This is a genomic window from Micromonospora sp. WMMB235 (genome assembly GCF_001855515.1).
GTDB lineage: Bacteria > Actinomycetota > Actinomycetes > Mycobacteriales > Micromonosporaceae > Micromonospora > Micromonospora aurantiaca.
This window is the reverse complement of sequence record NZ_MDRX01000001.1, coordinates 6,000,889-6,024,414: the sequence shown is the minus strand read 5'-3', so window position 1 is coordinate 6,024,414 and position 23,526 is coordinate 6,000,889. Positions and strand designations below refer to the sequence as shown.

Sequence of the window (23,526 nt, the reverse complement as noted above, 5' to 3'; positions counted from 1 at the left end):
ACCGTGGAACCGTGACGACTCAGACGAAGACCCGGCTGCACTGGCACGAACTGCCCGCGCACGTCCGCGACGGCGTCGAGGGCGTCCTCGGCGACCGGGTGGTGGCGGCGCGGTCGCAGCCGGGCGGCTTCTCCCCCGGCACCGCCGACCGGGTCCGTACCGCAGGTGGTGACCGGGCCTTCGTCAAGGCGGTCAGCCCGGCGCAGAACGACCGCAGCCCCGACCTGCACCGCGCCGAGGCCCGGATCGCCGCAGCCCTGCCGCCGGACACGCCCGCGCCCCGGCTGCTCGGCAGCTACGACGACGGCCACTGGATCGCACTCGTCTTCGCCGACGTGGAGGGCCGGCACCCGGTCACCCCGTGGCGGGCCGACGAGCTGACCGCCGTGCTGTCCACACTGGAGACGATGGCCACCGCGCTCACCCCGGCGCCCGCAGCCGCGACCACACCCACCGCCGCCGAACGGCTCGCACACGACTTCGGCGGCTGGCGGCGCCTCACGGCCGACCCGCCGCCCGACCTCGACCCGTGGGCCCGGTCCCACCTGCCCGAGCTGTGCGCCGCCGCCGACCGGGGACTGGCCGCACTCGACGGCGACACGCTCTGCCACGTCGACGTGCGCGCCGACAACCTGCGGCTCGGCCCGGACGGTTCGGTCACAGTGGTCGACTGGCCCTGGGCCTGCCGCGGGCCGGCCTGGCTGGACACGCTGCTCACAGTGGTCAACGTGCAGGTGTACGGCGGACACGACCCGGACGCCCTGCTGGCCGCCCGAGCGGTGGCCGCCGACGTGAACCCGGCCGACCTGACCGGAGTGCTGGCCGGGTTCACCGGGTTCTTCCTCGACGGCGCCCGCCAGCCACCGCCTCCCGGCATCCCGACCGTACGGGCATTCCAGCGCCTACAGGGCGAGTCCCTGCTCCCCTGGCTAACCCACCGCCTGAAGCCCTGACCGCCCCTGACCGCCCCGGCCCGGCCCGGCCCGGCCTGGCCCGGCCCGGCCCGGCGCGGCCCGGCGCGGCCCGGCCCGGCCCGGCGATCTTGCAGTTTCGGCCTCTGGGACGCCGGTTTGGCGCGCTTTGTCGGGGCCGGAACTGCAAGATCAACGCGATCGAGAGGGCTGGAGGCGCGGCGGTGCACGGCGCGGCTCACCCGGCAGTGGGGACGCCCAGGGGGTCGGCGAACAACGGGGAGAAGCCCAGTTCGGCGGCGCCGATCAAGGTGGCGTCGTAGCCGAGTGCGGACACGCGCAGGCGGGCCTTGTCGCGGGAGATGGGCAGCACGTTCGCGGCGATCCGGCTGCGTACGTGGGCGGCCGAGGCGGGGAAGACCTCCTGGAGCGTGCCCCCGAAGATCACCACGCCGGGGTTGAACAGGTTGATCACGTTCGCCACGCCGATGCCCAGCCAGTCACCGATGTGCCGCAGCGCGTCCCGGGCGGCCGGCTCTCCCTGAGCGGCGGCGGCGACCACCGCGCGTACCGCTTCGCGCCCCTTCTCCCGCGCCGGGCGGCCCGCGACGTCGAGCAGCGCCCGCTCACCGACCTCGGCCTCCAGGCACCCGCGCGAGCCGCAGCCGCACGGCCGCCCCTGGTACGGGTTCACGAGCATGTGCCCGACCTCGGAGGCGTACCCGCCGTCGCCGTCGAGCAGTTCGCCGCCCACGATGATCCCGCCGCCGACACCCACGTCACCGTGCAGGTAGACGAGGTTCTGGACGCCGACACCGGCGCCGCGCTGATGCTCGGCCAGCGCCCCGAGATGCGCCTCGTTGCCGACCAGGACGGGCAGGCCCAAATCGAGCCGCCGGGCCAGCTCGGCACCGAACGCCTGGTCCACCCACCCCATGTCCGGTCCGAAGCGGACCATCCCGTCGCCCGGCCGGATCATGCCGCAGTAGGAGGCGCCCACGCCGACGCAGACCGATCCGGGTGGCGCGGCGTGGTGCAGCGCCCGCCCGAAGTCGGCGAGCACCGAGACAACGGAGTCGAGGTCGGCGCCGGCCCGTGGCCGTTCCGCCTCCAGCCGCGCCGCCACCACACCGCCGAGCCCGACGCGGGCGGCCACGAGCCGGTCCACAGCGATGTCGAAGGCGAGGACGTAGACGGTGTCGGAGGCGGGACGCACCACACGCGAGGGACGCCCGGCCCGCCCGCTGCCACCCGCCGTCACCTCGCGGACCAGGCCGGCCGCCGCCAGTTCCGCGGTGAGCGCCATGACCGTGCTGCGGTTGACGCCCATCCAGTCGGCCAGCTCGACGCGCGTGACCGGGCCGGTCAGGTGGACGCGCCGCAGCAGCGCGCCGAGGTTGAGCCGGCGGCTGTCCCCCTGCGCGTGCCGGTCTGCTGCCAGACCTTTCAGCATCGACAACTCCGTCGGATGGCGACTGGCTCGTGGCCCGAGGATAGTTCCCGCACATCGACGGGTGCCAGCGCCCGCCGAAGGGACGGCCGTCTCAACCATCCTGGGCCCGACCGGCGTTCTAGCAGGTCTCCTGGTGGCGCCGCCGGCGGGTGGCCGAGCGGCTGGACGCGACGCCGGCCGAGCGCGGCGGCGGCGACCACACCGACGAGACGGCGTTGCGGCTGAGCGTGGTGGCGGCGCTGCGGCGGCTCACCGCGCGGCAGCGGGCCGTGGTGGTGCTGCGGCACTACGAGGACTTGACCGAGGCGCAGGTGGCCGAGGTGCTGGGCTGCTCGGTGGGCACCGTGAAGCGGCACGGGCACGACGCCGTACGCCGGCTCCGCAATCTGGTCCCCGAACTTCTGGAGCGGACTCCGGAGAGGAGCGAGCGGTGAGCGTACGGCTGCGGGAGGCGTTGCGGGAGGCGGCGGCCGGGGTGCCCGCGTACCCGGTGCACGACCGGGCGGTGCGGACCGCGCGGCGCACGCGGTGGCGGACCGTCGCGGTGGTCACGGCGGTGCTGGCGCTGGTGGCGGCCGTGCCGCTGACGGTACGCGGGGACGGCCGGCCCGCCCCGGCGGGCTCGGGCGGGGCGGCGCTGCCGGACCGGCTCGGGCTGCCGCCGCAGGCGTCAGTGACGCGGTGGAACGCCACGGGTGTCTCCCCGGCCGGGGAGACACCCGTGAGGTCGGCGCGGAGGACTACTCGGCTTCGCGGACCGGGCTCTGCGGCACCACCATCACCGGCCGGTGGGCGCGGTGCAGCGTGGCCATGGCGACGCTACCGAGCAGGATCTTGCGGACCGCCGTGCGGCCGCGCGAACCGACGACGACCACGCTCGCCTTGCGCTCGGTGGCGACGACGGAGAGCGCGTCGGCCACCGCGCGGCCCGGAGCACCGCCGCCGGCGCGGACGCGCACCGTGGTCACCGGCTGCCCGTCGACAGTCTCCGGCGCATCCCCCTCGTCGCCGTCGACGGCGACCAGGACGACCTCACGCTCCGGGAAGAGGCGACGGGCGGCGGCGAGCGCGGCCTCGGATCCGGCCGAGGCGTCCCAGCCGACCACCACCGGCCCGCCGGCGAGCGCGTCGTACTCGTCGGTCAGCAGCGGGTGCGGCACGACCAGCACGGGACGCGGGCTGTAGTGCACGGCCATGTCGGAGACGCTGCCGAGCACCGCGCGGGCGCCGCCGAGGCCCCGCGAGCCGAGCAGCAGCACGTCGGCCTGCTTCTCGTCGGCAAGCTCGGCGAGCCGGAGCCCTTCGCCGCCGTAGCTGCGGCACACGAGCGGCTCGGCGTCCCAGCCGGCGGCCCGGCCCAGCATCACGCCGACCGCCGTCATCCGGTCGGCCTCCCGGCCGCCCTCGCGCTCGATCGCCTCCACGAACACGTTGATGTTGCGGGTGCCGGTCCAGAGCCGCTTGCGCAGTTCCTCGCTCGCGAACGGAGGCGTCCACAGATGCCCGATCCACGCGTGCGCGCCGGGGAACAGCAGCGCGCCCACCTCGATGGCGGCGCTAGCGGCCGGAGACCCGTCGTAACCCACCACCACTTGCCTGCCGTGCTCGTCGCTCACCGCACCCAACCTCTCTCACCGACGACATCTCACAAGATCGTATCCGGGCCCGGACCGGATCCGAGCCGGATCATCCGCCACGGAATCATCGGTACGCTGGGCGGATGAGCACCCCGGACCTGTCGTACCTCCTCGACCACACCAGCCACGTGTTGCGTACCCGGGTGGCGGCGGCGCTCGCCGAGATCGGGCTGACCGCACGGATGCACTGCGTGCTCGCGCACGCGCTGCCCGAGGAGCGTACGCAGATCCAGCTCGCCGAGATGGGCGACATGGACAAGACGACGATGGTGGTGACGGTGGACGCGCTGGAGCAGGCCGGGCTGGCCGAGCGGCGTCCGTCGCGTACGGACCGGCGGGCGCGGATCATCGCGGTGACCGAGGAGGGCGCCCGGGTGGCCGCGCGCAGCCAGGAGATCGTCGACCGGGTGCACGCCGAGGCGCTGGCGAGCCTGCCCGACGACGAGCGGAAGGTCTTCCTGCGCGCGCTGGAACGCCTGACCGCAGGCCACCTGGCCACGCCTGTGCAGAGCCCGAAGCCGGCCCGCCGGGCCCGCCAATAGTCCCTCAATAGATTGTCTGTAACGGAACTATCCGCTACGGTCTCTCCTGTCGCACCTCTCGACAGGAGGACTCCATGTCCGCTCCCCGCTCCCGGCGGCTCGCCCTCGGCGTGCTCGCCACCGGCGCCCTGATGACCATCCTCGACGGCAGCATCGTCACCGTGGCGATGCCGGCCATCCAGCGCGACCTGCGCTTCTCCCCGGCCGGCCTGAGCTGGGTCGTCAACGCGTACCTGATCGCGTTCGGCAGCCTGCTCCTGCTCGCCGGCCGGCTCGGCGACCTGATCGGGCGCCGGACGATGTTCCTCGGCGGCACCGCGCTGTTCACCGCCGCCTCCGTGCTGGCCGGGGTGGCGGCGAACAGCGCCACGCTCGTCGCGGCCCGCTTCCTCCAGGGCGTCGGCAGCGCGGCGGCCACGGCGGTGAGCCTCGGCATCCTGGTCACGCTCTTCCCCGACGCCGCCGGGCGGGCGCGGGCGTTCGCCGTGTTCGCGTTCACCGGCGCCGCCGGCGCGGCGATCGGCCAGGTCGCCGGCGGCCTGCTCACCGACGCACTGGGCTGGCACTGGATCTTCCTGATCAACCTGCCGATCGGCCTGGCGACGATCGCGCTCGCGGTCCGTACGCTGCCCGCCGACCGGGGCCTGGGCCTGGCCGCCGGCGCCGACGTGGCGGGCGCGCTGCTGGTCACCGCCGGGCTCGTGCTGGGCATCTACACGGTGGTCACGATCGAGCGGTACGGCGCGACGTCGGCGCACACGCTCGGACTGGGCGCGCTCGCCGCCGCGCTGGTCGCCGGGTTCGTGCTCCGGCAGGCCACCGCGCGCCGCCCGCTCATGCCGCTGCGGCTGCTGCGCTCGCGCGGCGTCGCCGTGGCGAACGTGGTGCAGATCCTCACCGTGGCCGCGACGTTCGCGTTCCAGGTCCTCGTCACGCTCTACCTCCAGCAGGTGCTCGGCTACGACGCCACCCGCACCGGGCTGGCGCTGCTCCCGGCGGCTGTCGTCATCGGCGCGGTGTCGCTCGGCGTCTCGGCCCGGCTCAACGCCCGCTTCGGCGAGCGGGCCGTGCTGATCGCCGGGCTCGTGCTGCTCGCCGCCATGTTCGCGTTGCTGGCCCGGGTGCCTGCGGACGGCCGCTACCTGCCCGACGTGCTCCCGGTGATGCTGCTCGCCGGCGGGTTCGGGCTGGTGCTGCCGGCGCTCACCGCGCTCGGCATGTCCGCCGCCCGCGCCGAGGACGCCGGTCTCGCCTCCGGGCTGTTCAACACCACCCAGCAGCTCGGCATGGCGTTCGGCGTCGCGGTGCTGTCCACGCTGGCCGCCGCCCGTACCGCCGACCGGGTCGCGCTCGGCGACGACAGAGCAACGGCCCTGACCAGCGGCTTCCACGCGGCGTTCGCGGTCGGCGCGGGGCTCGTGGTGGTCGCCGTCGTGCTCGCGTACGCGCTGCTGCGCCCCCGCACGGCCGAGCGGGCCGAGGCTCCGGCGCTCGTGGGGTGAGTCAGCCGGGGGCACGCGCCGGATGGGTGAGGAACGGCAGCACCGCCGCCGGCAGCGCGGGCGAGGCCACCACGTCGTAGTGGGTGAGCCCCGGCAGCACCGCGAGCCGGGACGCGGGACGGTCGGCGCCGTCGCCGCCCGCGTCCCGGTGGCCGCCGCCGAGCAGGCCGAAGAACTCCGCCGCGTGGCTCACCGGGATCGCGTCCGCGTCGGCGAAGACCAGCAGCACCGGCATCGGCAGCGCGGCCACCTCGGCGGACCAGTCGTAGTCGCGCCGCAGCAGGTCCCCGCTGCGGGCCCAGAGCAGGGGCCAGTCCTGCGGGCGGGGCGCGACCCGCGCGTACCGCTCGTACGGCGGGGTGCCGCGCATGCGCTCGGCGGCGCGCTCGTCGTGGGCGGACATCGCGGCCAGCGTCTCCGGGTACCAGCCGTGCCGCCGGAACGGCGTGGAGACGAGCACCAGGCGGCGGACCAGCGTGGGGTGCTGGATCGCGGTACGCAGGGCCACCCCGCCGCCGAGCGAGTAGCCGAGCACGTCGGCGCGCGGCAGGCCGAGGTGACGCAGCAGCCCGGCGACGTCGTCGGCCATCGACTCGTACCGCAGCGGCCGGTCCAGACCGCCGGTGCGGCCGTGGCCCCGCAGGTCGACGGCGATCAGCCGGCGGCGCGCGGCGAGCGCCTGCCGCACCGGCGCGAACGTCTCCGTCGAGCCGTATCCGCCGTGCAGCAGGACCAGCGGCTTGCCGGTGCCGTGTTCCTCGTACCAGATCCGCAGCCCGCCGACGTCCGCATAGGTCACCCGCCGATCGTCGCGCCCCCGGCGCCGCGGCGGGCGCGTTCGCGGACGCCGCTCAGCGGGACGCGCGGGGGCGGGCGCGCAGGTGGGCGCGTTCGCCCTGGCTGCCGAAGAGGCTGAGGAACTCCACCCCCTCGCTGTCGGCGCGGCCGAACCAGTGCGGTACGCGGGTGTCGAACTCGGCCGCCTCACCGGGTTCGAGCACCAGGTCGTGTTCGCCGAGCACGAGCCGCAGCCGCCCGTTGAGCACGTAGACCCACTCGTACCCCTCGTGGGTCTTCGGCTCGGGTTCGGACCGCCCGCCGGCCGGAATGATCAGCTTGTACGCCTGGATGCCGCCCGCGCGGCGGGTGAGCGGCAGCATGGTCATCCCGTACGCGGCGACCGGCCGCAGGTGGACGCGCGGGTCGCCGGTGGGTGGGGCGCCGACCAGTTCGTCGAGCGTGACGCCGTGCGCGCGGGCCAGCGGGAGCAGCAGTTCCAGCGTGGGCTTGCGACCGCCGGACTCCAGCCGGGACAGCGTGCTCACCGAGATGCCGGTGGCGGCGGAGAGGTCGGTGAGTGTGATCTCCCGCTCGCGGCGGAGCGCGCGCAGCCGGGGGCCGACCGCGTCGAGGGCCTGGTCGAGGTCGTCGTCCATGCCGGCCAGTTTGCCACATCGGCAACAGAGTTTGCAGTTATGCCGGCTCCGGCCGCAGTCTGGTCGCGGAGGTGGTCACGATGACCGAGAACTACGAGGTACTGGTGATCGGCGGCGGCGCGGCCGGGCTCAACGGCGGGCTGATGCTGGCCCGGGCACGCCGCTCGGTGCTGGTGGTGGACGGGGGCGAGCCCCGCAACGCGCCCGCCGACGGCGTGCACGCGCTGCTGGGGCACGACGGCGTGCCGCCGGCCGAGCTGCTGGCGCGCGGCCGGGACGAGGTGCGCCGCTACGGCGGGCACCTGACCGAGGGCCGGGTCGAGACGGTGGACCGCGACGGCGACGGGTTCGCGGTGGCGCTCGCGGACGGCCGCCGGGTACGCGCCGGGCACGTGCTGGTCGCCACCGGCCTGGTCGACGAGCTGCCGGATGTGCCCGGCCTGCGCGAGCGCTGGGGGCGGGACGTGGTGCACTGCCCGTACTGCCACGGCTGGGAGGTGCGCGAGCGGCCGATCGGGGTGATCGGCAGCGGCCCGATGTCGGTGCACCAGACGCTGCTGTTCCGGCAGTGGAGCGACGATGTGGTCTACCTGCGGCACACCGCGCCGCCGCTCACCGACGAGCAGGCCGAGCAGCTGGCCGCGCGCGGCGTGCCTGTGGTCGAGGGCGAGATCGCGGCCGTCGAGACGGCCGGGGACCGGCTGACCGGGGTACGCCTGCGCGACGGCCGCACCGTCGACCGCGAGGTGCTCACAGTCGCGCCCCGGATGGTGGCGCGCGCCGCGTTCCTCGCCGGGCTGGGCCTGCGTCCGCAACCGCACCCCAGCGGGATGGGCGAGTACCTGCCGGCCGACGAGTCGGGGCGTACCGATGTGCCTGGGGTGTGGGTCGCGGGCAACGTGACGAACCTGTCGGCGCAGGTCGGCGCCGCCGCGGCGGCGGGCGCCTGGACCGCGGCAATGATCAACGCGGACCTGGTGCAGGCGGAGACCCAGCGGGCGATCGAGGCGCACCGTGGCGCGCGGGCGGGTGGGTGACCACGAATCACCCCTAACCTGACAATTCTTCCCCTAGGTTGAGTCGGAGAGGGCAGTCGGAACCTGGGGGGCGATGTGAAGGGCTATCCGGCGATCGAGGATCACGGGCTCATCGGCGACCTCCAGACCGCCGCGCTGGTGACCTGTGACGGCACGATCGACTGGTTCTGCGCTCCGCGCTTCGACTCGCCGAGCATCTTCGCCGCGCTGCTGGACAAGGAGAAGGGCGGCTTCTTCCAGATCGCCCCGCACGAGGTCCGGTACGTCACCAAGCAGCTCTACCTGCCCGGCACACCGATCCTGATCACCCGGTTCATCAGCGCGGACGGCGTCGCCGAGGTGATGGACTTCATGCCGGTCACCGGCGAACGGGTCACCGACTCGCACCGCATCGTGCGCATGGTCAACATGGTGCGCGGCAGCATGCGCTTCCGGGTGGAGTGCCGGCCCCGGTTCGACTACGCACGCGAGCGCCACGACCTGGAGCGGCACCGCAACGGCTACCTGTTCCGCAGCCCGTCGGCGACGCTCACCTTCAACCCGATCGACCCGGTGCGGCAGCTCTGGGCCCAGACCGGCGAGATCCGCATGGAGGGCGGCGACCTGATCGCCTACGGCACCCTGAAGGAGGGCGACACCGGCGGGGTGATCCTGGAGACCGGCAGTGAGGAACCCCGGATCATCCCGCCGGAAGAGGTCCAGGGCATGTTCGAGTGGACCCGGGACTACTGGCGGCGCTGGGTCGAACGCTCCCGCTACACCGGGCGCTGGCGGGAGATGGTCGAGCGCTCCGCCATCACGCTCAAGCTCATGACGTACGCGCCGACCGGCGCGATGATCGCCGCACCGACCGCCGCGCTGCCCGAGCTGGTCGGCGGCTCCCGCAACTGGGACTACCGCTACACCTGGGTACGCGACACCTCGTTCTCGGTGCACGCGCTGCTCGGTCTCGGGTTCACCGAGGAGGTCAGCCGGTACATGGACTGGCTGGACGAGCGCATCCGCGAAGCAGGCGACCACCAGGACCCACTGAAGATCATGTACCGGGTGGACGGGTCCTCGGACCTGCACGAGGAGGTGCTCGACCACCTGGAGGGATACCGGGGCTCCCGCCCGGTTCGGATCGGCAACGGCGCGGCCGACCAGCTCCAGCTCGACATCCACGGCGAGGCGCTCTACGCCATGCACCTCGCCGACGAGCAGGGCATCCGGGTGTCGCACCAGGTGTGGAAGAGCACCGTGCGCCTGGTCGACTGGCTCTGCCACAACTGGGACAAGCGCGACGCCGGCATCTGGGAGAGCCGGCACCACCCCCGCAACTACACGTTCGGCCGGGTGATGTCCTGGGTGGCGCTGGACCGGGCCATCCGGCTGGCCACCCGGACCGGCCGGCCCGGGGACATGAGCTGCTGGACCGAGCAACGCAACCGGATCTACAACCAGGTCATGGCCCGCGGTTTCCACCGGGAACGCGGCAGCTTCGTGCAGGCGTACGACGAGAACGTGCTCGACGCCGCCCTGCTCTACATGCCGGCGGTCGGCTTCGTCACGCCCAGCGACCCGCTGTGGCTGTCCACCCTGGAGTCGATCGAGCGGGATCTGGTCTCGGACAGCCTGGTTCACCGGTACGACCCGCTGCACTCCCCCGACGGGCTGCCCGGCCACGAGGGCACGTTCAACATGTGCACGTTCTGGTACGTCGAGGCGCTGGCCCGCTCCGGCCGGCTGGACGACGCCCGGCTCACCCTGGAGAAGATGTTCACCTTCAGCAACCACCTCGGCCTCTACGCCGAGGAGATCGCCTCCACCGGTGAGCAGATCGGCAACTACCCGCAGGCGTTCAGCCACCTCGCGCTGATCAACTCGGCGCTGGCGGTGAACGACCTGCTCGACGCCGAGGCCGACGCCCGCCTCCGCCGGTAACTCCGGTGATCTCCGGCCCGGTCCCGGGTAGCCTTCACCGCATGAGGTTCCACGCCGCCGTCATGAAGCCCTGGTCCCTCCGCTGACGGCGGCAGGGTGACCGGCTTCTTCTGACGTACCAGCTCTGCTCCGCCGTCCTGGCGTTCCCGCCGGGCGGTGTCCTCGCGCTGCCCGGCTCCACGACGAGCCGAGAGCGGACTGTGAACAACCTCGACCACGTACCTTCATCCCCATCCACCTCAGGCGGTTCGCTGCCCGCCGGGCACCGGGCGCACGTCCGGGCCGACGGCGTTCGCGTCGTACGCGGCGGCCGGGTCGTGCTGTCCGACGTCGGCGTGACCGTCTCCGCCGGATCCCGCCTGGCGGTCGTCGGCGAGAACGGCCGCGGCAAGACCACCCTGCTCCACGTGCTGGCCGGCATCCTCGTGCCCGACCAGGGCACCGTGGAACGGCTGGGCACGATCGGCGTCGCCCGGCAGAACCTGGAGGCGCGCAACGGCGAGACGGTGGGCACGCTCGTCCACGGGGCGATCCGTGAGTCCGAACGCGCACTGCGGGCGCTGGACGACGCCGCCGACGCGCTGGCCGAGGGCCGGGCGGGCGCGGACGACGCGTACGCCACAGCGCTCGACGCGGCGACCCGGCTGGACGCCTGGGACGCGCAGCGTCGCGTCGACGTGGCGCTGGCCGGTCTCGACGCCTGCCCGGACCGGGACCGCCCGCTGGCGACGCTGTCGGTCGGCCAGCGCTACCGGGTCCGGCTGGCGTGCCTGCTCGGGGCCCGGGTCGACCTGCTGATGCTGGACGAGCCGACCAACCACCTCGACGCGGCCAGCCTGGCCTTCCTCACCGCGCGGCTGCGCGAGCACCCGGGCGGCGTGGTGCTGGTGACCCACGACCGCGCCCTGCTGCGGGACGTGGCCACGGAGTTCCTCGACCTCGACCCCAGCGCGGACGGGCGCCCGCGCCGTTACGCCGGGGACTACGCGGCCTGGCAGGACGGGCGTCGCCGCGACTTCGCGCACTGGGTACGCGACCACGAGGCGCAGCAGGCCGAGCACCAGCGGCTGGCCGACGCGGTACGGGAGGCGCAGGGCCGGCTCAGCACCGGCTGGCGTCCGGAGAAGGGCCACGGCAAGCACCAGCGCCAGTCCCGCGCCCCCGGCCTGGTGCAGGCGCTGCGACGCCGGCAGGAGGCGCTCGACGAGCACCGGATCACCGTCCCGGAGCCACCGCAGCCGCTGCGCTGGCCGCCGCTGGACACCCGGCCCGGACTGCCGATCCTGCGGTGCCACGACGTGACGGTGGCCGGGCGTTTGCGTACCCGGGTCACGCTCACGCTCAACGGCGGGGACCGCCTGCTGGTGACCGGACCCAACGGTGCGGGCAAGTCGACGCTGCTCTCCGTACTGGCCGGCGACCTCGTGCCGTCGACCGGGGAGGTCCGTCACCCGTCCGGGGCGCGGGTGGCGTACCTCGGCCAGGAGGTGCCCGACTGGCCGCCCCTGATGCTCGCCCACGACCTGTACGAGCAGCACGTGGGCCGGCTGCGCTCCACCGGGCGCCTCGGCTCCGGCACGCCTCTGCCGCTGGGCGCGACGAACCTGCTCGACGCCGAGGCCCGGCGTACCCCGGTCGGCCGGATGTCGCACGGACAGCAACGGCGGCTGAACCTGGCGCTGCGCCTGGCCGAGCGTCCCGACCTGCTGATCCTCGACGAACCCACGAACCACCTGTCCGCGCCGCTCGTCGACGACCTCACCGCCGCCCTGCTGACGACCAGGGCCGCGGTGGTCGTCGCCACCCACGACCGGCAGATGCTCCAGGACCTGGCGGCCTGGCCCACGCTGCCCCTCACCGCCGGCGACGCCGGGCCGTCCGGTCACCCAGGGTCATGCCTGCCTGAAGGTTGATGACTTCGAGCGATATGACTGAGAGGCATATTTATGCCTCTCAGTCATATCGCTCGCGCGGACGGGCCTCCCGGGTCCACCCGACGAAGCGGCGGTGCAGTGCGCCGGCCGGCGCCCACGGCATGTCCTCCGAGGCCTGCACGAGGTAGGCGCCGAGGTACAGGGCCAGCGACACCGGCGCGCCGGCGTACTCCGCCCGCAGCTCCCGCCTCCGCGTCGGGCACGGCCAGGGCAGGTCGCAGCCGCCGCAGTTCCAGATCGGCATGACCGGGCCGTGGGTGGTCACCGCGCGCCCTCCAGGAATCGCGCGGTGACCGCCCGCGCCTGCCGGCTGGTCGCCCATTCCACCTGCCAGCAGGGGTACGGCGTGAGCCGCGCCCACCACGCCCGGCATCCGGCACACATGCCGTCGAGTCCCCGGACGTGAACCGCGAGGATCGTCTCCTCCGGCCCGCCGATCACTCGTCACTCCCCTGCGGCCAGTGACCACGGTTGATCGGAATCCGATGCCGCGAATGACAGGGCAGGTCGGCGCCGCACCGGCAGACCCGTCTCCACCGCCGCCAGCACCAGACCGGCCGATGCCGCCGGGCGAACGTCAACGCGGCGGCGGACAGGTACGCGTCGTACGAGACCCGGCGCTCCCGCGAGGCGTCGCCGTCCGGGGACCGTTGCCCGCCTCGCGCCTGGTCCAGCAAACGGCGCCGGGCGATCTCCTGCTCCCGGGCCTGGAGGCGCTCGCCGAAGCCGGACACCGCCGACGACGGAAGGTACCGACCGACGCCCTCGCCACGAGCCGCCTCAGCAGCGGCGAGAGGTCGCCTCTCTGTCGCCCCTCGGTCCACCGCGTGGATCAGATCGCTCCGGCTCATCGACGGTTCGTCGCCAGTGCTCGGCATCTCCACCTCCGCCAGGGAAAACGCGGCATCCCTCTCAGCCGCCGCCTGTCCACAGTGACGTGCAGCTGTCACCGATCGCGACGGCACAAGAGCCGACAATCCGACCACACAGGTGGCGACATTTAGGCGACATCGCATTATCGTGGCGGGCATGACCGCCCCCAACACGGTTCTGCGCGGCGTCCGTACCGGAATGCGCATGAGCCAGGACGACTTCGCCCGCGCGCTCCAAGCCGCCGGCCACCGCGTCGGCGAGCCCAACGACGCCAACAAGCGACTCGTCCAGCGATGGGAGTCAGGCGTGATCGCCGCACCGCGCCCCGTCTACGCTCGCGCGCTGGAGGTCGTGACCGGCCTGCCCATCTCACTGCTCGGCTTCGCCGCAGTGCCCGGCGGGCACGTCGCCGACGACCAACACGGTGGCCACGACCTGACCTCACCCGTATCGGGCCTGGCCACGCCGACGCCGACGGCCAAGCCGGCCACGGCCCACAGGTCGTACGAGGGCGTATGGCTCAGCCGCTACCAGTACTACTCCAGCGGCCGGGAGGAGTCCTTCGCCGGACAGCACTTCGTCGTCCTGCTGCAGCACGGCGACAGGTTGACCGCGCGAAGCTTGCCCGGATCGGCGTCCTCGTCCCTGTCGCTGGACCTCACCGTGGACGGCGCCGTCATCACCGGCACCTGGGTGGAACAGACCGACCCGGCCGGTTACTACCGGGGCGCCCGCTATCACGGGGCGATTCAGCTCCTGGCCGAGCCGACGGGCCGACGGATGGCCGGGAAGTGGGTCGGATTCGGCAAGGACATGGACGTGAACACCGGCCCGTGGGAGCTCGTCTTCCGCGACGCGTCGACCTCCAAGGCGACGCTGGACCGGTACAACACGCCAGCGACGTAGAGATGCCGCACCATCGCCTCGACTGGCGGACATGAGCGGAATGCGGCACGGCAGGGTGTTCGCATCCAGGCGAGGCGCACATCGTGCTCGCGACGAGCACGTGCTCGGTGCCCGGAAGGCCAAGCGGATCGCGATGTTCGGCAACGGCACGCTGCATGGCAGCGGCGGACATCGTTGCGGGAGACGGTGACGCCGAGGACCTGGCGTACGAGATCTACTGGCACGCGGCCTATTCCCAGTTGCCGGAACTGCGACCCGTGGCCGATCGTTTCCTGGAGCTGTACGTCGGATGGGGCCCGGCCTTCGACCAGACGGAGGAGGCGATTGCGGCCGCTAAGGTGGCGGCCCAGTCGTTCCTGCGCGACCATCCAGCCTGAGCGGCTCCCGCGTGTCTCGTCTACCGCAGCGACCGCGCACGGGCAAACGCCAGACGTGATGAGCCATATGCTGCACCCCGAGTGGAAGCGGGGATTCGTGAGGATCGTTGATCGGGTTCGCGGCGGATCATTTGTCGCCGGCGTACTGGTGGTGCTGGGCCTTGCCGGCTGCGTCACACGAGCCGACCCGCCACCGCCTCCGGCGCCCTCCGTGAATCCCGCGCCGTCGGCATCGCCCACCGAGCAAGAGGCGCTGATGGCGACGATTCGCCAGCTGGTCGAGCGGGCCGACGTCGGCGACGACATCCGGGAGCGCACGATCGAGGTCGGCGAGCCCTATGAACCCTGCGACCTGCTCATTGCCGACCCCGACCGGTCGAACGGGGGCGGGTTGGAGTTCGATCAGGTGTGGGGCGCGGGTCTGGAGGTCAACCCCGTAGGGACCTTCGTCGACGTCCAGCCCCCGACAACCCTTCTGAACGTCACAGTGATCGGTTTGCGCGATGCCTCCGCGGCATCCGCGGCCGCACGTACGGCGCGCACCGCACGTTGCTCGAGGAACGATTTCCGCCTCAACATCGGCATGGCCACCGCCCGGTGGGCCGCACGCACGATGACCATCGGATCGACGAGCGCGCGGCTGACCACGGCGACGGTGAGCCGGGTGAACCCGGAAAGCGCGGAAGGAATGCCGTTCCTGCCCGGCGACGCGCGGCTGATCTTCGCGCACGGTTCGCTGCTCATCAGTGTCGAGGCGCTCACCTTCTGGTCGCCCAAGCTGAGCACCGCCGCCGACGTCACCGCAACCGCTCAGGAGAAGGCCACGTCCCTGGCAACGGCTATTGTCAGGACCGTCCCCGCGCCAGGCTAGGACCGAGCAGCCCGCTGGCGTCGATACGCGCTGGCCGAACACCTGATATCGGCGTTGGATTTCAGGCACTCCTCCGCCCAGACAAGTCAGTCGGGTGTGGCGGATCTGCCCGGCTGAGCGCGGCGCAATCCAGGTCCTTTCCGGGTCGGCGGGTGCCACCTTCGTCGCTCTACGATTCCGTCGTGGTGCCGAACGCTGCCCGCCGCGCCAGGCGTCGAGGCAAGGCGATTCTCGCGTCCCTGGTTGTGGTGCTCGTGCTGCTGTCCACGTACCTCACGATCACGCTGAGGTACAAGCTGCACCAAGGAAACTTCGGAGCGAACCCGCAGGCGTTGTCGAGCGCCACTGCTGGTCTCTACACGGAGTACCGGTACCTTGCGCAGCCCGGTCGAATCATCGAATACGGGTTCAGCATCGCCAACCGCGGACCGCTGACCGTCCGCCTCAAGGAGGTGACCAAAGACGGCGGCCCCGGCTACGCTGTTGATCAGGTTCACGTGAACATGGATGTCGGCCGTGAGGGCTTCGAGAGGGGAAAGGCCACTCCCTTCGAGCCGTTCGACCTTCCGGCGGGCGATCAGATATTCGTGTGGGCGACCCTGCGCTTCTCCGAAGATCTCCTTCTGAACTATCAGCCTCCGTGTGCGGGGTTCTCTTTCGCAACGCACGAAGTGCGATTCAACGTCCTCGGGATGCAGCGCGAGCAGAGAGTGCCGATCGGCTACCTCATCCGCGTCGAGACGCCTGACGCCGAAGGACGGCCCTGCCGCAGTGACGAGCAGATGTCGTCTCCCGGCTGATACTGGACATGATCGTTCTGGCCGAGGCGCTAGCTTGCCGGGGTGGGCTACGACATGTTCGTTCAGCGTTTCGCGCAGGGCTACGCCGCCCCGATGGCGGCTGACGCCTTCCTGGCTGTCTTTGCGCCCCGTGTCGACCGCCGAGCACCGCAGCACAGCCATTGGCACATCAGCGCCGAGGACGGCGGCACGGCAGATGTCTACGCCGCCCTCACCGGCGACACTCTCGACAGTTTCACGATCAGCCGATTCTCCGCCGGCGCGGTTCTCGACATGCTCGTCGAGTTCATCGGGCTCTCCGATGCCGTGGTACTTCCACCTGGCTCCCCCACCCTGCTCGCGCACGAAGGGCAGCGGGACCACCTTCCCGAGGAACTTCGCGCCAACGCCGTGGTCGTCCAGGCCGGCGCGGACGTCGAGCGCGTCATCCTGAACTGCTAGGCAACGTGTGAACGTCCGACGGTGCTGGACAGGCGGCAGCCGGCCCGCCGACTGCCCGCTCTAACCACGCCGGACAGCGCCCTGTCTTTCCGCGGCGGCCTTGCGGTCTTCCCGCTCTCCGCGTCAGTCGCCGGGCATCAGGCGTGTCCTCCGTCGGCTGAGTGCGACACCTCGGCGTGCCGATACGGCATAAGCGAGTGTTGAGGGCGGCTCGGTGGATCTAGGGTCCTCGTCCATGCCCGACAGGATGTGGTCGCTGGCCGATTTCCGCTTCGACGAGGCTATCGAGGCTGCCGAGGTGTACCTCGACAGCGGGACAGAGCTGAAGCGGATGGCCCGGGACGAGGCGATCGCCTTCGCCCACGAACGGGGTGCCAGTCTCGTGGCTTGGTGCCCGCCGTCCGACGAGGCGGTCCCCTCCTGCGTATTGGCGAAGGTGAGCCTCCCGCTGCGTTGGGAGCAGGCTCCGCTCGATGAGCCGGTGATCGATGAGCGGCTGTGGTTTGAGGCTCCCTGCGGGCGTGACGTCCTGGTCGGTAACGGCCACACGTTCACCGGGCGAATGGCAGCGTGGTGTCCCCACGAGAACGTGGGTTACAACGTCTCGCGCACCGAGATGGCGGCGATGTCGGACGAGGCCCGCTACTTCGTCGCGGGTTTCCTGGCCGGCAGCGAGCCCCGACACCCGGTGGACGTTGACGGCGAGACCGACGAGGCGGATCTGAACGCTTGGCGGGCAGCCCTCTCCCGATTTCGGCGCACGGGATCGTGGTACGGCCGCTGGGGAACTTGCCAGGTGTGCGGGTGTGTCCTGCTGCCGGACACCGCCGGCGACCGATGCCACCAGCACTTGGTCGTCGACTGAGCCCTTCTTACGCCCGCCCGTGCTGTCAGCGACTCCCAGCGCGGGGATCAGGCCCGGCGACGAGGTTCTCTGCCGCTGACACCACCGTACGGAAGCGGGACGCCCAAGGCTCGCCAGAGGTCACGGAGCACCCGTCCGAGCCGCTCGCTGTCGTCCATCGACAGCTCAGCGATGGCCATGCCGGCGGCCTGGTGCTCCCCGACGTTGTAGATCAGGTCGGCAAGCGCCGTCGCTGACGGTCGGTCGAGACGAAGAACGACTTCCTCTTCCTCAGGCATGTCCGGCACCCTACGGCTCCAGCAGCATTCGACGCTCGTCCGTCGTCCCACCAGAGGTGTCTCGTGCGGCCAAGGTCCCCACGTGATGTGGAACCATGACCGCATGGACCAGGAGACTGCGCCACAGGGGTGGATGCAGCAGCACATGGCCTCCTGGCTCCGCCTCGCCACCACCTTGCAAAGCGAGGGCTGGGAGGCGCAGATGACGTGTGAGGCAGCTCCGGTGCAGATGGAAGGTCACTTGCCGAGTGGCGAGCGGTTCTACTTCCGTGCCCGTCACAGCGATGTATCGCTCGGCATCGGAGGCGAAGACCCTTCCGACATCCCTGAGTGGGAAGAGAGCGAATCACACGAGGAAGCAAGCTGGCTACCAGCTACCGACGGGGAGGCCATCATCCGACGACTCGCGCTCCGATATGCGGGGCGGAAGCGTTGAGGTGTGGCCGGGATTCGCTTCGCGTGGTGGCACCCTTCCCTTGATGGTGGGAGCGGCAGGTTTCGAACCTGCGACCCCTCGCTTGTAAGTTCTGGGTGCTCCGTCTGCACGGTCACCGTTGCTGTCGGCCGCCGCGCCCTGGCCCGTCTCACGTCTAGGAGTTGCCGGTCATGGCCGTAGGCAGCTTGCCGCAGCGGACCTGGCGCGGCTGTGGTCCAGCGGTTGCTGGGCGACGCGTCCACTGAACGCCGATCAGTGCAGGCGGCCGATTGGACCGGTGCTCTTCACATGACTTGGCCGGTGCTCTTAACATGATCGGCCGCCGGTCGCGTAGCCGGCGGGCATCGGCCGGGGGTGTGGCGTGGGCAAGCGATCACGTGTCGAGTGGCACGACAACGGCGCGCTCACCTGGACTTGGGGGCTGACGCTGATCGTGTCGGGCGTCGGGCTGCTGCTGTTGGCCGTTGCGGCGGTCCTCTGGGCGGTCCGCACTCCGGCCGAGGTCGCCGATGGAGGCGGCAGATTCATGGTCCCGGCGATATTCGGTGCCGTCGCGCTTCTGGTAGCGGTGGCTGGACGAATCACCTCGGCCAACGCCCTGAGGTACGCAGAATCGACCCTGCCGAAGGTTCCCCACGAACTGGGGGTGACACACCACGTCGGGAGGCAGCGGCGCTCGCTACGACGTAGCAGCGGCATTGCCTACCTGTATATGGCGGTCATCGCTGGCGGGCTCGCCGGCGCCGCTCTGGTGAACTGGGATGAGCAGCCCCGCGCTGGCAGCCTGCTTGAACTGGCGCTCGCCGCGAGCGGCGTTGCCGGCTGCTACCTGGCCGGGCCGGCCGCCCGGTTCGTCGTCACACCGGAATATCTCCGCATCGAGACGGCGCTGCGCCGCATATCGATACCCCGGCACATGCTCGGCGACTTCTCCCAGCGCGGCGTAAAGATCCGTCTCGACCTGAGCAACGGCGACTACGTCCAGTTCCGGGTCGACTCACCCATATTGGACGCCGGCAACAGCAGGTACCGAACCAACGGGCGGACCCAGGCGCGCACCGTCGAGCGAATCGTGGCGATGCTGAGCGACGTGACCAGCGCCGGTAGCACCGACAGTCAGGTCGTAAGAGCGCCGAGGTGGGCCATGATCACCCTCGCCGTCGCCGCCGGGCTGGTGTCGGTCGCAGCGTTCATCGCGCCAGTCTTGCTACCGGCGCTTAGACCCTGACCGAGAGACGCTGCACAGCCTCATCCCAGGAGCGCGCCGTTACAGCCACCGAACACCGATATCTGCGCAGCAGACCCTTCTTGGCTTCGCGCTGGTGATCTCGCCCTGCACTTCGCCGGCCTCCGAGAGAAAGCCGGCTGCCCCGAGGTCCGGCTGCACGACCTGCGGCACACCGTCGTCTCGCTGCTGACGGAGTTGCGCGTCCCGCCGCACGTCGTCCAGGCCATCGCCCGGCACGCCGACGTAAGCCCCTGTTGCTGTCGCCGCCCCGAGGAATGATCTTCTCGGGGCGGTTCACTGCTGGTGGGTGGTGGGCGCGGCAGGTTTCGAACCTGCGACCCCTCGCTTGTAAGGCGAGTGCTCTCCCACTGAGCTACGCGCCCGGAACGCCCGTACGGCGGGCCGGAGCGGCCAGCTTACCTGCCCGCCTCCGGCCCCGCGCAACGACGTGCCTGGGGTGTGGGACTCAGGCGGCGACGGCCTCGGCCAGTGCCTTGCGCCAGCCCTGCTGGTCGCGCGCCTCGCCGGGCATGTTCATCTCGGCGAACCGGACCACGCCGGCCTTGTCGATGACGAAGGTGCCCCGGTTGGCGATGCCCGCGACGTCGTTGAAGACGCCGTACGCCTGCGCCACCGCGCCGTGCGGCCAGAAGTCGGACAGCAGCGGGAACTGGTAGCCCTCCCGGTCGGCCCAGATCTTGTGGGCGTACACGGAGTCGACGCTGACGGTCAGCACCTGGACGTCGTCGTTGACGTACTCGTTGAGGTTGTCCCGCACCTCGCACAGCTCGCCCTGGCAGATGCCGGTGAAGGCGAGCGGGTAGAAGACCAGCAGCACGGTCTTGCTACCGCGGAGGTCGGAGAGCCGGACCTCCTGGTTGTTCTGGTCCTTGAGCAGGAAGTCGGGCGCCTCGGCGCCAACCTCGATGGGCATGCGTGCTCCCTCGGGATCGGGTCTGGAGATGATCAGCCTGCCACACCCGGCGACCGCGGTCACCGGGTGTGCGGCGCCGCCCTACTTCTTGCTCTTGGACCCGCGACGCATGACGAGGCGGGCCCCGCTCCAGTCGCGGCCGGCGTTGATGGTGGAGGTCTGCTGGAGCCCGGCGGTCTGCGCGCTCTCCGCGACCTCGCTCGGCTCGACGTGACCGTCGCGGCCGGCCTTCGGGGTCAGGAGCCAGACCACGCCGTTGTCCGCGAGCGGCCCGAGGGCGTCGACGAGGAGCTCGAACAGGTCACCGTCGCCGTCGCGGTGCCAGACCAGAACCGCGTCGACCACCTCGTCGGTGTCCTCGTCGACGAGTTCCCCACAGCGGTCGGTCAGGGCGTCCCGGAGATCGGTGTCGACGTCGTCGTCGTAGCCCATCTCCATGACGACCATGCCCGGCTCGATACCGAACCGGTCCGCCAGGCTGCGTACCCCGTCGGCCTGGCCAGCGGTCGCGCTCACTGTCGAGTGCCTCCTCATCTATCCCTGCTCGTGGCGTCGGGTGACACCGTCGGGCTCAGTCCACACAGTTGCGGCTCGCCGCGCAAGTGGCGCACCGGGTGGAACGGAATTTACCGTGCCAGCAGCGTACGGGCACCCTGGGTGATGGCTTCCGCGGAGACCAGTACCTGACGGGCAGCCGGACCTAATGGTACAAACGAGTCAAGTGCGGCTACGCGGCGTGCAGCGCCCACGTACCCGGTGTCGACGAGCGCGGACAGGACGCCCTCGCCCACCCCGCCGGTTCGCCGCGTCTCGTCCACCACCAGCACCCGGCCGGTCGCCGAGGACTCCCTGATGATGTCGGCCACCGGCAGCGGGGCCAGCCAGCGCAGGTCCACCACCCGGCTGCCCACGCCCTCCTCGGCGAGCGTGGCGGCGGCGCGCAGCGACATCCGCACCCCGTTACCGAACGTGATGATGGTGAGGTCCTCGGCGGAGCCGATCCCGTAGACGCGGGCCCGCCCGATCGGCACGTGCCGGTCCGCCCAGGCGCCCGGCTCGGCGTACTCGGCGGTCCACTCGTCGTCACCGTCCGTGTACAGGTCCCGCACGTGGTAGAGCGCGATCGGCTCCACGAACACGCAGACGCCGCCGTCCACCCGGGCCGCCGCCAGGCAGGTCCGCAGCATCGGCGCGGCGTCGTCCGGCCGGGCCGGCACGGCCACCACCAGCCCCGGCACGTCCCGCAGCGCCCCCAGCGAGTCGTCGTTGCGGTCGTGGCCGCCGAGTCCTTCCGGGCTCGCCAGGCCGGGCACCCGCACCACCATCGGGTTGCGGAACGCGCCCCGCGACAGGAACCGCATGGTGGCCGCCTCACCGCGGAGCTGGTCCTCGGCACCGTGCAGCAGCGTCAGGTGGCGGATCTCGGGCACCGGCAGCAGGCCGGCCAGCCCGGCACCCAGCCCGAGCCCGAGGATCGAGGTCGCGTCCGGCAGCGTGTCGAACACGCGCGCCGCCCCGAACCGGTCCCGCAGCCCCTCGGTCACGCCGTACACCCCGCCGTGGGCGGCCACGTCGTGGCCGAACACCGCCGTCCCGGGGTGGTCGAGCATGCCGTCGGCGAGCGCGGCGTTGATGCTCTGCGCCAGCGTCAGCGGGCCGGTCAGCTCCGGCGGCTTGCCGCCGAACGCCTCCGCCCGCGCTCCCGCGCCCGGCCCGGCCGCGTGCGCCGCCGCCTCGGCGACCGCGCGGGACACCCGTACCGGCCGGCGCGGCGCCAGCTCCCGCACGATCTCGACCGGGGAGGCGAGCTTCGGCTCGTCCAGCACCTCCTCGGCGACGCGGCGCAGTTGCCAGCCCCGCTCGTCGTAGCGGGCCAGCAGTTCCTCGCCACTGGCGTACCCGGAGGTCACCAGCAGCCGCGCGGTGGCCAGCAGCGGGTCGCGGGCCGCGTCGCCGTCACCCTGCTCCATCAGGCGGACCGCGCTCAGGTGCAGCACGGCGGGCCGGCGCTGCCGGCGTACCCACTCCGCCGCCTCCGCCGCGACCCGGTAGGTCGCGGCCACGTCCGTGCCGTCGGCGGCGAAGTACCTGATGCCGGGCCGGGCCCGCAGCGTGGCGGCCACCCAGCCCTCGGCGGAGGCGCCGCCGTCGGCGCAGACGAACAGCACCGGGATGCGCAGGCCGGTGTGGTCGTACCAGCCGGTCGTGTTCAGCGCGGCGGTGGCCGCGGCGTGGTCGGCCGCGCCGTCGTCGAAGGCGCAGACCACCACGGCGTCGGCCGGCCAGGGCGCCGCCTCGGCCTCGCCGTCGGCGGGTCGCGCGCCGCGGCGCAGCCGCTCCAGCGCCAGCCCCAGGCCGACGGCGCGCGGAAGGTGCGAACCGGCGGCCGAGGTGGTCGGCACGACCGCCAGGTCGGCGCGGCCGAAGACCTTCGCCCGCCCGCCGGCCGCGGGCTCCTCGGCGGAGGCGACGATGCCGCGCAGCACGTCGCGCGCCGCCGCCGCGAACGCGTCGTCGGGCGCGGGCTGCGGCAGATCGGGTACGACGACAGTCGCGTCCCCGTCCGCGTCCACGACGATCCCGGCGCCCACGGGGAGGCTGGCCGCCTCCGTCTCCCCCGGGTCAACGTCGAGATCTTGGTGGGAAACGGCCCCCGGAGGGGCGCTTTCGCTCCAAGATCTTCCCGGTTCCGGGGTGGTGGGTGGGGCGTCGGCGCCGGTCGCGGGCGGCAGGTCCGGCGGGGCTGCGGGGAAGGCGCCGGCGGCCTGGGCCGCGCGCAGGCAGTAGAACGCGCCGGAGCGGGCGTGCAGCAGCGCGGGATCGGTCGGCCGCAGCGCGGCTGCCACCGCGGCGTCGCCCTCGTGACCGGCCGACTCGACAGTGAAGTACCCCTCACCGAAGCCCGACAGCCACCGCCCGGCCAGGTCGAGCAGCCGGCTGGTCAGCTGCGCGTCGAACAGGGCCAGCGCCTGCGCCCCGGTCAACGCACCGCCGTCGGGCAGCGGTTCGCCCAGGTCGCGCCGCTGGTCGGGCGCCCCGAGCGCGGCCAGTTCGGCTCGGAGCCGGTCGTCGAGATCGTGCGGGGTGGTCACGCGGACAGCATTACCGACTCGGGCCCACCTCGCCCACTCGGACACGTTCC

Annotated in this window: 26 protein-coding genes and 1 tRNA gene; 15 read left to right on the top strand and 12 right to left on the bottom strand. The window is 72.1% G+C overall.

The genetic code is table 11. From position 1 onward, the window contains the following. Positions 1-11 precede the first annotated feature (11 nt). A complete protein-coding gene (locus BFV98_RS26935) occupies positions 12-953 on the top strand; it encodes a phosphotransferase (protein ID WP_071098191.1) in 942 nt (313 codons plus the stop codon). Positions 954-1,149: 196 nt separating this feature from the next. Here BFV98_RS26935 and BFV98_RS26930 read toward each other — a convergent pair whose 3' ends face one another. Next, entirely contained in the window at positions 1,150-2,364 is a 1,215-nt protein-coding gene (locus BFV98_RS26930) for an ROK family transcriptional regulator (RefSeq protein ID WP_071098189.1), read from the bottom strand. Between the two features lie 149 nt (positions 2,365-2,513). Here BFV98_RS26930 and BFV98_RS26925 point away from each other — a divergent pair, with 149 nt between their 5' ends. Next, positions 2,514-2,798 (top strand): sigma-70 family RNA polymerase sigma factor, encoded by a 285-nt coding sequence (locus tag BFV98_RS26925; RefSeq protein WP_083395320.1) that lies wholly within the window; start codon positions 2,514-2,516, stop codon positions 2,796-2,798. A gap of 306 nt (positions 2,799-3,104) precedes the next feature. Here the strand turns inward: BFV98_RS26925 and BFV98_RS26920 are convergent, their stop codons facing one another. After that, complete coding sequence (locus tag BFV98_RS26920) at positions 3,105-3,980, bottom strand: universal stress protein (RefSeq protein ID WP_071098187.1); 876 nt, start codon at positions 3,978-3,980, stop codon at positions 3,105-3,107. A 104-nt stretch (positions 3,981-4,084) separates the two neighbouring features. On the opposite strand from BFV98_RS26920, the gene BFV98_RS26915 reads away from it, so the two are divergent. After that, complete coding sequence (locus BFV98_RS26915; RefSeq protein ID WP_013287809.1) at positions 4,085-4,543, top strand: MarR family winged helix-turn-helix transcriptional regulator; 459 nt, start codon at positions 4,085-4,087, stop codon at positions 4,541-4,543. 74 nt (positions 4,544-4,617) lie between these two features. Beyond that, on the top strand, positions 4,618-6,045 hold the full coding sequence (locus tag BFV98_RS26910) for an MFS transporter (RefSeq protein WP_071098185.1): 1,428 nt from the start codon (positions 4,618-4,620) through the stop codon (positions 6,043-6,045). 1 nt (position 6,046) lies between these two features. Here BFV98_RS26910 and BFV98_RS26905 read toward each other — a convergent pair whose 3' ends face one another. Both BFV98_RS26905 and BFV98_RS26900 read right to left on the bottom strand, forming a co-directional pair. Further along, positions 6,047-6,844 carry an alpha/beta fold hydrolase gene (locus BFV98_RS26905; RefSeq protein ID WP_071098184.1) on the bottom strand — a complete coding sequence of 266 codons (798 nt, stop codon included), beginning with the start codon at positions 6,842-6,844 and terminating at the stop codon, positions 6,047-6,049. A gap of 52 nt (positions 6,845-6,896) precedes the next feature. Further along, the gene (locus BFV98_RS26900) at positions 6,897-7,481 is read right to left on the bottom strand and encodes a helix-turn-helix domain-containing protein (protein WP_071098182.1); all 585 of its coding nucleotides are present in this window, start codon (positions 7,479-7,481) and stop codon (positions 6,897-6,899) included. A gap of 80 nt (positions 7,482-7,561) precedes the next feature. On the opposite strand from BFV98_RS26900, the gene BFV98_RS26895 reads away from it, so the two are divergent. From BFV98_RS26895 to BFV98_RS26885, 3 genes are all read left to right on the top strand, one after another. Continuing rightward, positions 7,562-8,518 (top strand): NAD(P)/FAD-dependent oxidoreductase, encoded by a 957-nt coding sequence (locus BFV98_RS26895; protein WP_071098180.1) that lies wholly within the window; start codon positions 7,562-7,564, stop codon positions 8,516-8,518. Positions 8,519-8,593: 75 nt separating this feature from the next. Continuing rightward, a complete protein-coding gene (locus BFV98_RS26890; protein WP_013287814.1) occupies positions 8,594-10,441 on the top strand; it encodes a glycoside hydrolase family 15 protein in 1,848 nt (615 codons plus the stop codon). Between the two features lie 200 nt (positions 10,442-10,641). Continuing rightward, positions 10,642-12,354, top strand: a complete 1,713-nt coding sequence (locus BFV98_RS26885) for an ABC-F family ATP-binding cassette domain-containing protein (protein WP_255368259.1) — start codon at positions 10,642-10,644, stop codon at positions 12,352-12,354. Positions 12,355-12,394: 40 nt separating this feature from the next. Here the strand turns inward: BFV98_RS26885 and BFV98_RS26880 are convergent, their stop codons facing one another. From BFV98_RS26880 to BFV98_RS26870, 3 genes are read right to left on the bottom strand one after another with little or no spacing between them, the layout of a single operon-like run. Beyond that, on the bottom strand, positions 12,395-12,640 hold the full coding sequence (locus BFV98_RS26880; protein WP_071098178.1) for a hypothetical protein: 246 nt from the start codon (positions 12,638-12,640) through the stop codon (positions 12,395-12,397). Next, positions 12,637-12,816 carry a hypothetical protein gene (locus tag BFV98_RS26875; RefSeq protein ID WP_018787085.1) on the bottom strand — a complete coding sequence of 60 codons (180 nt, stop codon included), beginning with the start codon at positions 12,814-12,816 and terminating at the stop codon, positions 12,637-12,639. Before BFV98_RS26875 ends, BFV98_RS26880 begins: the two co-directional genes overlap by 4 nt. Beyond that, positions 12,813-13,109, bottom strand: a complete 297-nt coding sequence (locus tag BFV98_RS26870; RefSeq protein ID WP_235437370.1) for a hypothetical protein — start codon at positions 13,107-13,109, stop codon at positions 12,813-12,815. Before BFV98_RS26870 ends, BFV98_RS26875 begins: the two co-directional genes overlap by 4 nt. A gap of 286 nt (positions 13,110-13,395) precedes the next feature. On the opposite strand from BFV98_RS26870, the gene BFV98_RS26865 reads away from it, so the two are divergent. The 6 genes from BFV98_RS26865 (at position 13,396) to BFV98_RS26840 (ending at position 17,508) form a co-directional block, all read left to right on the top strand. Further along, positions 13,396-14,154 (top strand): DNA-binding transcriptional regulator, encoded by a 759-nt coding sequence (locus tag BFV98_RS26865; RefSeq protein WP_143025360.1) that lies wholly within the window; start codon positions 13,396-13,398, stop codon positions 14,152-14,154. A 155-nt stretch (positions 14,155-14,309) separates the two neighbouring features. Beyond that, a complete protein-coding gene (locus BFV98_RS26860; RefSeq protein ID WP_255368258.1) occupies positions 14,310-14,531 on the top strand; it encodes a hypothetical protein in 222 nt (73 codons plus the stop codon). 97 nt (positions 14,532-14,628) lie between these two features. Continuing rightward, complete coding sequence (locus tag BFV98_RS26855; protein ID WP_255368257.1) at positions 14,629-15,402, top strand: hypothetical protein; 774 nt, start codon at positions 14,629-14,631, stop codon at positions 15,400-15,402. A gap of 182 nt (positions 15,403-15,584) precedes the next feature. Beyond that, on the top strand, positions 15,585-16,202 hold the full coding sequence (locus BFV98_RS26850; RefSeq protein WP_143025359.1) for a hypothetical protein: 618 nt from the start codon (positions 15,585-15,587) through the stop codon (positions 16,200-16,202). Between the two features lie 42 nt (positions 16,203-16,244). Beyond that, positions 16,245-16,643: a hypothetical protein gene (locus BFV98_RS26845; RefSeq protein ID WP_071098172.1), complete on the top strand. Its 399-nt coding sequence runs from the start codon at positions 16,245-16,247 to the stop codon at positions 16,641-16,643. Positions 16,644-16,878: 235 nt separating this feature from the next. Continuing rightward, positions 16,879-17,508: a hypothetical protein gene (locus BFV98_RS26840; RefSeq protein WP_071098171.1), complete on the top strand. Its 630-nt coding sequence runs from the start codon at positions 16,879-16,881 to the stop codon at positions 17,506-17,508. 47 nt (positions 17,509-17,555) lie between these two features. On the opposite strand, the gene BFV98_RS26835 is transcribed toward BFV98_RS26840, so the two are convergent. Then, the gene (locus tag BFV98_RS26835) at positions 17,556-17,786 is read right to left on the bottom strand and encodes a hypothetical protein (RefSeq protein ID WP_255368256.1); all 231 of its coding nucleotides are present in this window, start codon (positions 17,784-17,786) and stop codon (positions 17,556-17,558) included. 103 nt (positions 17,787-17,889) lie between these two features. Between BFV98_RS26835 and BFV98_RS26830 the strand changes: the two genes are divergently transcribed. After that, on the top strand, positions 17,890-18,222 hold the full coding sequence (locus BFV98_RS26830; protein WP_255368255.1) for a hypothetical protein: 333 nt from the start codon (positions 17,890-17,892) through the stop codon (positions 18,220-18,222). Between the two features lie 361 nt (positions 18,223-18,583). Then, on the top strand, positions 18,584-19,450 hold the full coding sequence (locus BFV98_RS26825; protein WP_071098168.1) for a hypothetical protein: 867 nt from the start codon (positions 18,584-18,586) through the stop codon (positions 19,448-19,450). A gap of 308 nt (positions 19,451-19,758) precedes the next feature. On the opposite strand, the gene BFV98_RS26815 is transcribed toward BFV98_RS26825, so the two are convergent. The 4 genes from BFV98_RS26815 to BFV98_RS26800 form a co-directional block, all read right to left on the bottom strand. Then, positions 19,759-19,833: transfer RNA gene (locus BFV98_RS26815), tRNA-Val, on the bottom strand. Positions 19,834-19,916: 83 nt separating this feature from the next. After that, the gene (locus tag BFV98_RS26810; protein WP_013287822.1) at positions 19,917-20,384 is read right to left on the bottom strand and encodes a peroxiredoxin; all 468 of its coding nucleotides are present in this window, start codon (positions 20,382-20,384) and stop codon (positions 19,917-19,919) included. A gap of 81 nt (positions 20,385-20,465) precedes the next feature. Continuing rightward, positions 20,466-20,900, bottom strand: a complete 435-nt coding sequence (locus BFV98_RS26805) for a DUF3052 domain-containing protein (RefSeq protein WP_013287823.1) — start codon at positions 20,898-20,900, stop codon at positions 20,466-20,468. A gap of 110 nt (positions 20,901-21,010) precedes the next feature. Continuing rightward, entirely contained in the window at positions 21,011-23,476 is a 2,466-nt protein-coding gene (locus tag BFV98_RS26800) for a transketolase C-terminal domain-containing protein (RefSeq protein ID WP_255368254.1), read from the bottom strand. Positions 23,477-23,526 lie beyond the last annotated feature (50 nt).